Below are 15,121 nucleotides of genomic sequence, written 5' to 3' on the forward strand. Positions count from 1 at the left end.
TTCACAGCGTCACCCCCCGCACCACCATGCCGGTCAGGTGAAAGGCCGACCGGACCCGTCCCGAACTATAGAGGCAATCCAGCTCCAGCCGGCGCAGATCATGGACGGTATTGGCCGCCTCTATCCGAACCTGTTGATATTCCTGTTCGGCATTGAGCAGATCGACCAACGTGCGGGTGCCCATTTCCAGATATTGCATGCGATACAGCTTGCCGGTTTCGCTCATATTGCCCTCCCGCGAAGACAGCGTCTTGAGCAGCGCATTGAGGCTTTCGATCTGCTGCTGCGCTTCCGACAGGCGCTGCGCGGTTTCATTGCGCACCCGGTCGGTCGCCGCCTGCGCCGCATCCAGCGCATATTCCGCGCCGCGCACCCGCGCCTTGCTGATCCCGCCGCCAAACACATTGCTGGTGACGTTAAGGCCGATCGTATAGGCGCTGCGCCGGTCGGACAGCGGATCGGACACGTCGATCGTCCCAGTTCCACCGATCGATATGGTCGGCAATTGATCGGCCTTGCTGCGCCGCAGATCGGCGGCGGCCTGATTCTTGCGCGCTTCGGCGGCCATGACCGCGGGCACATCCTTCCAGTCGATAGATGGCTGGCGACAGGCCGCCATCAGCCAACCGGGCACGTCCCGGTCGACCGTGCCCGCCGGTGCCGGCCGACCGAGCAGGAAGGCGAGATTGCTGGACCAGCGACGACGGACAGCCTCAATCTGCGACAGCGTGGCCATCACCGCCTCGACGCGGGCCAGCGCCTGCAAGCCGTCGGACTGGGTCGCCGCGCCTTTGGTCATGCGGCTGTCGACCAGATCGCTGATGGCGCGGACGCGATCCAGCTGCTCCAGCGCAATCTTGTGCAGCGCTTCGCCGCGTTGCACTTCAATCATCGCATAGCCGGTGTCGCGGACCAGATCGTCGACCGCGCGCAAGAGTTGCGCCTGTCCGATCCGCACCCCGGCCCAGGCGGAATCGACCGCGCTCGACACCTTGCCGAAATCATAGATCATCTGCGATGCGTTGATCTGGGGCCGGGGCCGCCAGTCGCCGGTCAGACGGCTGTCAAAGCCGGTGGCGATGCCCGCGCTGATCTGGGGTGAATAGCCTGCGCGTGCGACATCGACTTCGGTCCCGCGCGCCCGCAATTCGCCAGCGACCTCGCTCAGCACCGGGTGCCAGGCGACCGCCTCGCGGGCGGCTTCTTCCAGCGTCACCCGATCGGCAGGGCTGGCTACCGCTTCGGCCGATGCAGACGCAGACATGGTCAGCATCGCGCCGAAAGCCAGTAGACAGAATTTGCCGCCATGGAAGCATGTTTCCATCCCGGTCATATCCTCATCCGTTTATGACCAGAATGATTTCCATTGGTTACGAACAAGCTAACGCATGTATTTTATTATTATGCCGCCATCGTAATGATGGAAATTACATAAATTACTTAAAAGTTACATTAGAACTGGTGTCCGTTATTTTGACTTTTCTCAATATCGTCGGGCGACGCAAGATAGGATAGCGGATCCTGCGGCAGATCAACCGGCGTAAGGTCGACACTGTCCCGAACCGGCGCAGCGTCTTCGACCGGCCCGGACTGTTCCGATGATGGCTGGTCATCGAGATAGGCCGACAGCACATCCTCCAGCGCCCCTTGCCCTTCGAACATCTGATAGGCCAGTTCGCCAAGAACCTCGTCCGATACAATGGCGCCAGCCTGGCCTGTGTCCGGCGTCATGCTGTCAGCCATAGGATCGGATGGATCGACCGCATCAGACTGCGTCGCCGCCAGGATCAGGTCGCCGCTCGACAGCGATGCAATCTCGACTGCCGGCGACGCCCCATCATCCGGTTCGGACGCCGCCTGATTTGACATCAGGCTGGCCGCGGCATGCGTGTCCTCGGTTGGCACGACGACATCCTCGACCAGCAGGCTCGCCTGCTCGACCGACAGAAGCGACGATGCAGCGCCCGTGGCGACGTTGATCGTCACGTCCAGCGTCGCGGTGGCCGATACGCCATTGGGCTGCACGATCTGATAAGTGAAGCTGTCGACAAGATTGACCGTGGAATGTGCGATCGCCGTGCCTGGGGTATAGCTGTAATGCCCCGTCTCGTTCACCGTCAGCGTGCCATAAGTCGCGTTGACCGTAATGGGCGTTTCACCCACTTCGACAAAGCCGCTGCCCGTGCCGACCTTCACCACGACAAAGGGCGTGCCCGTCGTGTCGTTGGCCAGCAGTTCACCCTGCGTGCCGGTGACGCTCGACACGCTATACTGGTCGAGATGGGTAATCGTCTCGCCGATATAGACTGTCGAATTATAGGCCAGGCCCAACGTGTTCGTGCTGGACACGGTATAGCTGTAATTGCCCGCAGGCAGATCCTCGAACGTGTGGCTGATGCCTGATCCCAGCGGCAATCCGGCAATGGCCGTGGCGGTGTGTGTGCCGACAACGACGTTCGCAGCATTGCGCACGGTAATCGTGTAGCTGGGCAGCACCGCGATCGTACCGGCACGGATCACCGTGATGGTGATGTCGGCCTGGCTGTTGGCGGCAACCGAGAATGTGTCGCTGCCCGACCTGGTCGACAGGATCGGCGTGCTGAAGCTGAACTCCTGCGCCGTCGGCACAGTCGTCACGACATTGTGATACTGGACCGCCGCCGTTGCGCTGTCATGGCTGGCGACCGGGGCGGCGCTAATGTCGTCGCTACCGATCGAGATGATCAGATTGGCCGTCTCCGTCTCGCCATCGCTCCGGTCGATCAGCTGATATTGGAAAATGTCGCTCTTGCCGATCGATGCTGCGCTGGGTGACGGCGTATAGCTGTAACTGCCGTCCAGATTGATCACCAGCCGGCCGAAGGCGCCGTTCACGATCGTACCGTTCGCATTGACCGCTGTGGTCACGCCATTGACGGTGACGCTCTGAATCTGCGTCTGCGGGCTGATAATGTCGACATGCCCGTCCGCGCTGGGATCGGTAATGACATTGCCATGGATTTGCTGCGGCACGACCCCGCCAATATCGGTGAAGTCGACATCGGTGCCCGTCACATGCAGATCGCCCAACAGGCCCAGGCCCAGCGTGCCTTCAAAGGCGGCAAAGGCGCGATATTGCCCCGGCCCCAGCGTCTCCGTGCTGACCAGATTGCCGTTCAGCAGGTTGAGCTGCACCAGCGATACGCCGCTGCCGCCGTCCACAGCGACCCATTGCGATCCGTTCCAGCGCTGCACCGCAACCGTATAGCCGCTCAGCGCGCCGATGGTGAGCGTCGCATCATAGGTGAAGACCGCGTTGAAACTGTGTCCGTCCGCCACGGTGAAGCCGACGCTGGGCGTCCCCAGCACCTGCAGGTTGAGGTTCAGCAGGTCCAGCGACACCAGCGCCGTATAATTGGCGCTGCCATGATTGACCGCCGTCGATACCGGCAGCAGGTCGATGAGGGCGATCGCGCTATTGTCGAACGCGGCAATGTCGAATGGCGCGCCGACAGTGGCGGCGATGGACGGATTGCCCGCCAGATCGGTCTGCGTGACGGTCAGGTTCTCGCCACCAATCTGGGGGCTGGACAGGATGACGGAGAAACGGCCGTCGTCCCCGACCTGCGCCGTACCGATCAGCGTGCCGTTGCCGTCGCGCACCCGGACCGTCGCGCCCGCTTCGCCGATGCCGGTCAGCGTCGTCCCGCTCGCATCGACCGCCAGATTGGCCGGCGCGGGAGGCGGGGTAATATCCGGCGCCACGATATTGGTCTGCGCCGACGCATTGCCCGCCTGATCGGTCTGGATGATGCCGACGGTTTCGCCATTGGCCTGCGCCTGCGTCAGCGTGACGCTATAGCTGCCATTCGCCGCGACGATCGCGCTGCCGATCACGACGCCGGCGGCATTGGTGATCGTGATGGTGGCGCCCACCTCGCCCGTGCCGGTGATAACGGCGCCGGTTCCCGAAATGATCGCCGTCGGCGCATCAGGCGGCGTATGATCGGGCGCAGTCAGGCCGACATTGGGCGACGCATTGCCGGCCGCATCGGACTGGCTGACGCTCAATTGCTGGCCGTTCAGCTGCGCAGCGTTCAGGGCCACGCTATAGCTGCCATTGGCGGCAACCAGCGCGCTGCCCAGAACCGACCCGTCGGCCCCACGCACGGTGATCGTCGCACCGGCCTCACCCGATCCCGTCACCGTTCCGCCATTGGCGGAAATGGCGGCGGTCGGGGCAGCGGGCGGCGTCGTGTCCGGTGCGATCAAAGGCACCTGGGACGACGCATTGCCCGCCGCATCCACCTGGATCAGGGTCAGCCTCTCTCCATTGGTCTGCGCCGTTGGCAATGTGGCGCTATAGCTGCCATTGGCCGCCACGATCGCCGTGGCCAGCAGCACGCCGACCGCATTGCTGATGCGAATGGTCGCGCCCGCCTCCCCGCTGCCGGTCACGATCGTTCCGCCGATCGAGATGCTGCCGGTGGGCGCAGCCGGCGGCGTGACGTCCGGCGCAACGGCCGAAGCCGCCGGCGACACATTGCCGGCCGCATCCCGCTGGGTGATGCCCAGCGTCTCTCCATTCACCTGCGGCGTCGTCAACGTGACGCTATAATTGCCATTGGATGCTACGATCGCCGTGCCGATAACGCTGCCGGCCGGGTCCGTGATGCTGATCGTCGCACCCGCCTCGCCCGTGCCGTTCACGATAGCCCCATCGGCCGTGACAGCGCCGGTAGGCGCAGCCGGCGGCGTGATGTCGGGCGCGATCGCGGGCACACGCGGCGACACATTGCCAGCAGAGTCCGCCTGCACGATGCCCAGCGTTTCGCCATTCACCTGCGGCGTCGTCAGGGTGACGCTATAGCTGCCATTGCCCGCCACGGTCGTGGTGCCGATGACAATCCCGGCGGGATCGGTAATGCTGATCGCCGCACCCGCCTCACCCGTCCCGGTCACGACAGCGCCATCCGCCCTGACAGTGCCAGTCGGCGCAGCAGGCGGCGTGACATCCGGCGCGATCAGGTCGACCTCGGTCGATATATTGCCTGCCGCATCGGTCTGGATCAGGCCCAGAGTCTCGCCATTCAGCTGCGGCGTGGTGAGCGTCGCGACATAGCTGCCATTGGTGCCGACGATCGCCGTACCGATGACGGCGCCGGCCGGATCGGTGATGTTGATCGTCGCGCCCGCTTCGCCCGTGCCGGTGACGGTCGAGCCGTCCGCCGTGATCGTGCCGGTGGGGGCGTCTGGAGCGGTGATGTCAGGCGCTATGATTGGCAGTTGCGGAGAGACATTGCCGCCAGCGTCGGACTGGACCAGCGTCAGCGCTTCGCCATTGGTCTGCGCCGGTGTCAGGGTGACGCTATAGCTGCCATTGCCCGCCACGATCGTCGTTCCAAGCGCCGTTCCGGCTGCGTTGGTGACAGTGATGGTGGCGCCGGCTTCGCCGGTGCCAGTGATCACCGCGCCATCGCCACGGATCGTGCCCGTGGGCGCCGTGGGGGCCGTACTGTCGGGCGCTATCAGATCGAATTCCGCCGAAGCATTGCCGGCAGCATCCGTCTGGATGATGCCCAGCATCTGCCCATTGAGCTGCGGCGTCGCCAGCGACACGACATAGCTGCCATTGGCGGCCACTATGGCCGTACCGATGACAAGGCCGGCCGGATCGGTGATGCTGATCGTCGCGCCGGGCTCACCCGTGCCAGTGACCAATATCCCGTCGGACGCCACCGTTCCGGTCGGCGCGTCGGGCGCCGTAATATCGGGCGCCGTAATCGGCAGGGACGGCGATATATTGCCTGCCGCATCGACCTGAACCAGGGTCAGCGCCTGTCCATTGGCCTGCGTCGGGGTCAACGTCACCGAATAGCTGCCATTCGCGGCGACGACGCCCGTACCCAGCAAAGCGCCGCCGACGCCAGTGATGCTGATCATCGCCCCGGCTTCGCCCGTACCGTTGACCGTCGTGCCGTCCGCCGTGATCGCGCCGGTCGGCGCATCGGGCGCGGTGATGTCAGGCGCAACGACGTCAACCCGGGTCGATGCGTTGCCGGCCCCGTCCGTCTGGATCAGACCCAGCGTCTCGCCATTCACCTGCGGGCTGGCCAATGTGACGATAAAGCTGCCATTGGCGCCGACGATCGCCGTGCCCAGCACGGTGCCGGCCGCATTGGTGACGCTGATCGTTGCGCCCGCCTCACCCGATCCGATCACGGCCGTGCCGTCAGACGTTACGCTGCCATTCGGATCAGCAGGCGCCGTGGTGTCAGGCGCGGTGATCGTGGTGGCGGCAGACAGATTCCCGGCGGCATCCGCCTGAACCAGCGTCAGCACTTCCCCATTGGCCTGCGACGGCGTCAGGGCGACGGTGAAGCTGCCATTGACGGCGACCGTCCCCGTGCCCAGCACTATTCCGGCGGCATCGGTCACGGTGATCGTGGCCCCTGCCTCGCCATTGCCCGTCACGGTCGCACCATCGCCGGCCACCGTTCCCGTCGGGGCATCGGGCGCCGTCAGGTCGGGCGTCACCACGATCGCAGGATCGGACTCGTTGCCCGTCGCATCGCTCTGCGTAACGCTCAGCGATGCGCCGTCGATCTGCGCCGGCGATAGCATCACCACAAAATGGCCCTGCCCGTCGACGGTCGCCGTGCCGATCACTGCGCCGTCGGCATCCCGCACGGTCACGGTCGCGCCCTTCTCGCCCGATCCGCTCACGGCCGCGCCCGTCGCATCGATCTGCGCCGTCGGCATCGCGGGCGGGGTGATGTCAGGCGCGGTCACGATGACCGGCACGGACGAAAGGCCGTCCGTATCGGTCTGGATGACGACCAGTTTCTCGCCATTGGCCTGCGCCGGGTTCAGCGTCACCGAATAAGTGCCGTCGCCTTCCACGATCGCAGAGCCAAGCGGCACGCCGCCGGGGCCGGTGACTGTCACCGTCGCCCCCGCTTCGCCGGTTCCGGTCACGGCCACGCCGCCTGCCGTCACGATGGCCGTCACCGGATCGGGCGCATCGGGGGTATTCAGATTGGGCGCCGTCACCGGCAATTCTGCCGATATATTGCCCGCAACATCGCTCTGCACGACCGTCAGCGGCTCGCCATGCACCTGCGCAGGCGTCAGCACGCTGCTCCAGTTGCCGTCGGCATCCACTATCGCCGTACCGATCTCCACGCCTGCCGGATCGCGGACGCTGATGGTCGCGCCCACCTCGCCCGTGCCGGTCATCGACGCGCCGTCGCCCGCAATGATCGCCGTCGGCGGTTCAGGCGCGGTCAGGTCCGGCGCCGTCAGGTTGATCGGCGCAGAGACATTGTTCGCCGCGTCCATCTGGGTCACGGTCAAGGGCTGGCTATCCACCTGCGGCGGCGTCAGCATGACCGTATAATTGCCCTGGGCGTTGACGATGCCGCTGCCCAGCAGACTATTGTCGGCCGCGCGGACTTCGATCGTCGATCCCGCGACGCCAACACCCGTCACCACCGTGCCGCTACCATCGATCGTGGCCGTGGGCGCAGGCGGCGGGGTGAAGTCGGGCGCAATCACGCTGATCCCGGTCGACACATTGCCGGCTACGTCGCTCTGGACGATCCCCAGCACCTGGCCATCGACCAGCGCCGGATCGAACAGCACCACATAATCGCCGTCACCATCCACGATCGCCGTGCCGATCACCGCGCCGCTCGCATCGGTGACGCTGATCGTCGCGCCGGCCTCGCCCATGCCGCTGATCGACCCGCCATTCGCCGCGATCACCCCGGTCGGCGCATCGGGTGCCGTCAGGTCCGGCGCAACGATCGGCGTCGGATCGGACACATTGCCGGCCCCGTCCACCTGCGTCACCGCCAGCGCTTCGCCATCAACCTGCGGCGCATTCAAGGTAACGGTATAATTGCCCTGCGCATCGACAATGCCGGTGCCCAGCAGCGTTCCGTCAGCCGCACGCACCTCGATCGTCGATCCCGCAACGCCCTCGCCCGTGATCACCGATCCCGTCACCACCGTGCCGGTGCCATCGATCGTGGCCGTGGGCGCAGGCGGCGGGGTCAAGTCGGGCGCAATCACGCTGATCCCGGTCGACACATTGCCGGCCACGTCGCTCTGGACGATCCCCAGCATCTGGCCATCGACCAGCGCCGGATCGAACAGCACCACATAATCGCCGTCACCATCCACGATCGCCGTGCCGATCACCGCGCCGCCCGCGTCGGTGACGCTGATCGTCGCACCGGCCTCACCCGTGCCGCTGATCGACCCGCCATTCGCCGCGATCACCCCGGTCGGCGCATCGGGTGCCGTCAGGTCCGGCGCAACGATCGGCGTCGGATCGGACACATTGCCCGCCCCATCCACCTGCGTCACCGCCAATGCTTCGCCATCCACCTGCGGCGCATTCAACGTCACGGTATAATTGCCCTGCGCATCGACAATGCCGGTGCCAAGCAGCGTTCCATCAGCCGCCCGCACCTCGATCGTCGATCCCGCAACACCCTCGCCCGTGATCACCGATCCCGTCACCACCGTGCCGGTGCCATCGATCGTGGCCGTGGGCGCAGGCGGCGGGGTGAAGTCGGGCGCGATTACGCTGATCCCGGTCGACACATTGCCGGCTACGTCGCTCTGGACGATCCCCAGCACCTGGCCATCGACCAGCGCCGGATCGAACAGCACCACATAGTCGCCGTCACCATCCACGATCGCCGTGCCGATCACCGCGCCGCCCGCGTCGGTGACGCTGATCGTCGCACCGGCCTCACCCGTGCCGCTGATCGACCCGCCATTGGCCGCGATCACCCCGGTCGGCGCATCGGGCGCCGTCAGGTCGGGCGCAACGATCGGCGTCGGATCGGACACATTGCCCGCCCCATCCACCTGCGTCACCGCCAATGCTTCGCCATCCACCTGCGGCGCATTCAACGTCACGGTATAATTGCCCTGCGCATCGACAATGCCGGTGCCAAGCAGCGTTCCATCAGCCGCCCGCACCTCGATCGTCGATCCCGCAACACCCTCGCCCGTGATCACCGATCCCGTCACCACCGTGCCGGTGCCATCGATCGTGGCCGTGGGCGCAGGCGGCGGGGTGAAGTCGGGCGCAATCACGCTGATCCCGGTCGACACATTGCCGGCCACGTCGCTCTGCACGATCCCCAGCACCTGGCCATCGACCAGCGCCGGATCGAACAGCACGACATAATCGCCGTCACCATCCACGATCGCCGTGCCGATCACCGCACCGCTCGCATCCGTGACGCTGATCGTGGCTCCAGCCTCGCCCGTGCCGCTGATCGACCCGCCATTGGCCGCGATCACCCCGGTCGGCGCATCGGGCGCCGTCAGGTCGGGCGCAACGATCGGCGTCGGATCGGACACATTGCCCGCCCCATCCACCTGCGTCACCGCCAATGCTTCGCCATTGGTCAGGGGCGGATTGAGGGTGATGCTGAAGCCGCCGTCAGGGCGAACAACGCCGCTGCCCAGCAACGCGCCCGACCCGTCACGCACTTCGATAATGGCGCCAGCCTCGCCCGTCCCGATGACCGCAAGGCCGTCCGCCGTCACGCTTGCGACCGGCGCGATCGGCGCATCCAGATCAGGTGCGCTGATCACGGTTGGCGCAGACGAATTGCCCGCCGCATCGGACTGGATAACGCTCAGCAACTGACCGTTGGTTTGCGCCATATCCAATGTGGCGGCATAGCTGCCGTCGCCCAGCGCAATTGCCGTGCCGATCAGAACGCCTGCCGCATCGAAAATGCGAACAGTCGCCCCGGCTTCGGCCGTGCCGGTCACCGTCAGCCCATCAACCGCCACCAGGGCCGTCGGCGCCAGCGGCGCCGTGCCGTCTGGTGCGATCAACTGGACAGGATCGGAAACATTGCCCGCCCCGTCAGTCTGACGCACGGTCAGCGTCTCGCCATTATTCTGCGGACTGCTCAGCGCTACCTGGAAATTGCCATCGCTGCCAACGCGGGCAGTCCCCAACACCGCACCCGCAGCATCATAGACCGTGACCAACGCGCCAGGCTCGCCCGTGCCGATAACGCTGTTCACGCCATCCAGTGCAGCGTCCGGCGCGGTCGGCGAAGTGAGGTCGGGCGCGACAGCCAGTGTCGGCAACGAGATATTACCGGCCGCATCGATCTGCGTAACGCTGACCGTCTCGCCATTGTCGAGCGCCACATCCAGCGTGATCGCATAATTTCCATCACCATCCGCTAAGCCGCTGCCCAACAGATTGCCGTCCGCATCGCGGATTTCGATCGTCGCATTGGCCTCAGCCGTACCGGACAGGATCGTCCCGACAGCATTCAACCGGGCAGTCGGCGGCGACGGCGCGTCGGTATCTGCATCTGCGTCAGCATCGGCATCGGCATCGGCATCGGCATCGGCATCGGCATCGGCATCGGCATCCGCGTCAGCATCTGCATCAGCGTCTGCATCTGCGTCAGCGTCAGCGTCAGCGTCTGCATCTGCATCTGCATCTGCATCTGCATCGGCATCAGCATCTGCGTCCGCGTCCGCGTCCGCGTCCGCATCTGCGTCAGCATCCGCGTCTGCATCGGCATCAGCATCAGCATCAGCATCGGCATCTGCATCGGCATCTGCGTCCGCATCTGCATCTGCATCGGCGTCTGCATCAGCATCTGCGTCAGCGTCAGCGTCTGCGTCTGCGTCTGCATCGGCATCGGCATCCGCGTCAGCATCTGCATCAGCATCAGCATCAGCATCAGCATCGGCATCTGCATCGGCATCTGCGTCCGCATCTGCATCTGCATCTGCATCTGCATCGGCGTCTGCATCAGCATCGGCATCAGCATCTGCGTCCGCGTCCGCATCTGCGTCAGCATCCGCGTCTGCATCGGCATCAGCATCAGCATCAGCATCGGCATCTGCGTCTGCATCTGCGTCTGCATCTGCATCGGCATCTGCGTCTGCATCGGCATCGGCATCGGCATCGGCATCGGCATCGGCATCCGCGTCTGCGTCAGCATCTGCGTCTGCGTCTGCATCTGCATCTGCATCTGCATCTGCATCTGCATCTGCATCGGCATCAGCATCGGCATCCGCGTCAGCATCAGCATCGGCATCGGCATCAGCATCAGCATCGGCATCGGCATCAGCATCGGCATCGGCATCGGCATCGGCATCGGCGTCTGCATCTGCGTCTGCATCGGCATCGGCATCTGCGTCTGCATCAGCATCTGCGTCAGCATCGGCGTCAGCATCTGCGTCAGCATCAGCATCAGCATCGGCATCTGCATCGGCATCGGCATCTGCGTCCGCATCTGCATCGGCATCGGCATCAGCATCGGCATCCGCGTCAGCATCTGCATCGGCATCAGCATCAGCATCAGCATCAGCATCAGCATCAGCATCGGCATCGGCATCTGCGTCTGCATCTGCGTCTGCATCTGCGTCTGCGTCTGCATCGGCATCTGCGTCTGCATCGGCATCGGCATCCGCGTCTGCGTCAGCATCAGCATCAGCATCAGCATCAGCATCAGCATCAGCATCAGCATCAGCATCAGCATCAGCATCAGCATCAGCATCAGCATCAGCATCAGCATCAGCATCAGCATCAGCATCAGCATCAGCATCAGCATCAGCATCAGCATCAGCATCAGCATCAGCATCAGCATCAGCATCAGCATCAGCATCAGCATCAGCATCAGCATCAGCATCAGCATCAGCATCAGCATCAGCATCAGCATCAGCATCAGCATCAGCATCAGCATCAGCATCAGCATCAGCATCAGCATCAGCATCAGCATCAGCATCAGCATCAGCATCAGCATCAGCATCAGCATCAGCATCGGCGTCAGCATCTGCATCTGCATCAGCATCAGCATCAGCATCGGCGTCAGCATCTGCATCTGCGTCTGCATCTGCGTCTGCGTCTGCGTCTGCATCGGCATCGGCATCTGCGTCTGCGTCTGCGTCTGCATCGGCATCTGCGTCTGCATCGGCATCGGCATCTGCGTCCGCATCTGCGTCTGCGTCTGCATCTGCATCAGCGTCTGCATCTGCGTCGGCATCAGCATCTGCGTCTGCGTCGGCATCTGCGTCAGCATCAGCGTCTGCGTCGGCATCTGCATCAGCGTCTGCATCTGCATCAGCGTCTGCATCTGCATCAGCGTCTGCATCTGCATCAGCGTCTGCGTCAGCATCTGCATCTGCATCTGCATCTGCATCAGCGTCAGCATCTGCGTCGGCATCTGCATCAGCATCAGCGTCTGCATCCGCATCTGCATCTGCGTCTGCGTCAGCATCAGCATCAGCATCAGCGTCAGCGTCAGCATCGGCATCAGCATCTGCATCAGCGTCTGCGTCAGCATCAGCATCAGCATCGGCGTCTGCGTCGGCATCTGCATCAGCGTCTGCATCTGCGTCTGCGTCAGCATCAGCATCAGCATCAGCATCTGCATCTGCATCTGCATCTGCATCTGCATCTGCATCGGCGTCGGCGTCGGCGTCTGCATCGGCATCTGCGTCGGCATCCGCATCAGCGTCGGCATCTGCGTCAGCGTCTGCATCTGCATCGGCGTCAGCGTCTGCATCTGCATCGGCGTCAGCATCTGCATCTGCATCTGCATCTGCATCTGCATCTGCATCTGCATCGGCGTCCGCATCAGCATCTGCGTCTGCATCGGCATCGGCATCGGCATCGGCATCGGCATCTGCATCTGCATCCGCGTCAGCATCTGCATCAGCATCAGCATCAGCATCAGCATCTGCATCAGCATCAGCATCTGCATCAGCATCTGCATCAGCATCTGCATCTGCATCGGCATCGGCATCCGCGTCTGCATCAGCGTCTGCATCAGCATCAGCGTCTGCATCAGCATCCGCATCAGCATCAGCATCTGCATCTGCATCTGCATCTGCATCTGCATCTGCATCTGCATCTGCATCAGCATCAGCATCAGCATCAGCATCAGCATCAGCATCAGCATCAGCATCAGCATCAGCATCAGCATCGGCGTCAGCATCTGCATCTGCGTCTGCGTCTGCATCGGCATCGGCATCTGCGTCTGCGTCTGCGTCTGCATCGGCATCTGCGTCCGCATCTGCGTCTGCGTCTGCGTCTGCGTCTGCATCTGCATCAGCGTCTGCATCTGCGTCGGCATCAGCATCTGCGTCGGCATCTGCGTCAGCATCAGCGTCTGCGTCGGCATCTGCATCAGCGTCTGCGTCAGCATCAGCGTCTGCGTCGGCATCTGCATCAGCGTCTGCATCTGCATCAGCGTCTGCATCTGCATCAGCGTCTGCATCTGCATCAGCGTCTGCATCTGCATCTGCATCAGCGTCTGCGTCAGCATCTGCATCTGCATCTGCATCTGCATCTGCATCTGCATCTGCATCTGCATCAGCGTCAGCATCTGCGTCGGCATCTGCATCAGCATCAGCGTCTGCATCCGCATCTGCATCTGCGTCTGCGTCAGCATCAGCATCAGCGTCTGCATCTGCATCAGCGTCTGCATCTGCGTCTGCGTCAGCATCAGCATCAGCATCAGCATCAGCATCAGCATCAGCATCAGCATCAGCATCAGCATCAGCATCGGCGTCCGCATCTGCATCAGCGTCAGCGTCAGCATCAGCGTCAGCATCTGCATCAGCGTCAGCATCTGCGTCGGCATCAGCGTCTGCATCCGCATCTGCGTCTGCATCTGCGTCCGCATCTGCATCTGCATCAGCATCTGCATCTGCATCTGCATCTGCATCAGCATCGGCGTCTGCATCAGCGTCAGCGTCAGCATCTGCATCTGCATCAGCATCAGCATCAGCATCAGCATCAGCATCAGCATCAGCATCAGCATCAGCATCAGCATCAGCATCAGCATCAGCATCAGCATCAGCATCAGCATCAGCATCAGCATCGGCATCTGCATCGGCATCTGCGTCAGCATCTGCATCGGCATCTGCATCGGCATCGGCATCTGCATCGGCATCTGCGTCAGCATCTGCATCGGCATCTGCATCAGCATCGGCATCGGCATCGGCATCGGCATCTGCATCTGCATCAGCGTCTGCATCGGCGTCTGCATCCGCATCTGCATCTGCGTCTGCATCCGCGTCTGCATCAGCATCTGCATCTGCATCTGCATCTGCATCTGCATCAGCGTCAGCGTCAGCATCTGCGTCGGCGTCAGCGTCTGCATCTGCATCGGCGTCAGCATCTGCATCTGCATCTGCATCTGCATCAGCGTCAGCGTCAGCATCTGCGTCGGCGTCAGCGTCTGCATCTGCATCGGCGTCAGCATCTGCATCTGCATCTGCATCTGCATCGGCGTCGGCATCTGCATCTGCATCTGCATCGGCGTCTGCATCGGCATCTGCGTCGGCATCCGCATCAGCATCTGCGTCTGCGTCTGCGTCTGCGTCGGCATCTGCGTCAGCATCAGCGTCTGCGTCGGCATCTGCATCAGCGTCTGCATCTGCATCAGCGTCTGCATCTGCATCAGCGTCTGCGTCTGCATCAGCGTCTGCGTCTGCATCAGCATCGGCGTCTGCATCTGCATCAGCGTCTGCATCAGCGTCTGCGTCTGCATCAGCGTCTGCGTCTGCATCAGCATCGGCGTCTGCATCTGCATCAGCGTCTGCATCTGCATCTGCATCTGCATCTGCGTCTGCATCGGCGTCTGCATCCGCATCTGCATCTGCGTCTGCATCCGCGTCAGCATCTGCATCTGCATCAGCGTCAGCATCTGCGTCGGCATCTGCATCAGCATCAGCATCAGCATCAGCATCTGCATCAGCATCAGCATCAGCGTCTGCATCCGCATCCGCATCAGCATCAGCATCTGCGTCTGCGTCAGCATCGGCATCTGCATCTGCATCTGCATCTGCATCGGCGTCTGCATCCGCATCAGCATCGGCATCTGCATCAGCATCAGCATCAGCATCAGCATCAGCATCTGCATCAGCATCTGCATCTGCATCTGCATCTGCATCGGCGTCTGCATCAGCGTCAGCGTCAGCATCTGCATCAGCATCTGCATCGGCATCAGCGTCAGCGTCAGCGTCAGCGTCAGCGTCTGCATCTGCATCTGCATCTGCATCTGCATCGGCGTCGGCATCACTATCGCCATCAACCCAGTCGTCATCGGCGACAACCATGCCGGTTATG

At 63.1% G+C, this 15,121-nt stretch carries 3 protein-coding genes; all 3 read right to left on the reverse strand.

Annotated features, from left to right (window positions below; all coding sequences use genetic code 11):
• Position 1: 1 nt before the first annotated feature.
• Positions 2–1,333 carry a TolC family protein gene (locus tag ACFOKF_RS11065; RefSeq protein WP_380795646.1) on the reverse strand — a complete coding sequence of 444 codons (1,332 nt, stop codon included), beginning with the start codon at positions 1,331–1,333 and terminating at the stop codon, positions 2–4.
• Between the two features lie 119 nt (positions 1,334–1,452).
• Positions 1,453–10,305: a BapA/Bap/LapF family large adhesin gene (locus ACFOKF_RS11070; RefSeq protein WP_380797751.1), complete on the reverse strand. Its 8,853-nt coding sequence runs from the start codon at positions 10,303–10,305 to the stop codon at positions 1,453–1,455.
• Complete coding sequence (locus ACFOKF_RS11075) at positions 10,302–15,098, reverse strand: hypothetical protein (RefSeq protein WP_380795647.1); 4,797 nt, start codon at positions 15,096–15,098, stop codon at positions 10,302–10,304. Before ACFOKF_RS11075 ends, ACFOKF_RS11070 begins: the two co-directional genes overlap by 4 nt.
• Between the last annotated feature and the right edge of the window lie 23 nt (positions 15,099–15,121).

The sequence above is a fragment of the Sphingobium rhizovicinum genome, assembly GCF_042647625.1.
GTDB classification, from domain to species: Bacteria; Pseudomonadota; Alphaproteobacteria; order Sphingomonadales; family Sphingomonadaceae; genus Sphingobium; species Sphingobium rhizovicinum.

What these genes read in the sequence shown, in the direction of transcription:
- ACFOKF_RS11075 (WP_380795647.1), bottom strand. Translation starts at nt 15,098, where the DNA reads ATGACGACTGGGTTGATGGCGATAGTGATGCCGACGCCGATGCAGATG.
- ACFOKF_RS11065 (WP_380795646.1), bottom strand. Translation starts at nt 1,333, where the DNA reads ATGACCGGGATGGAAACATGCTTCCATGGCGGCAAATTCTGTCTACTG.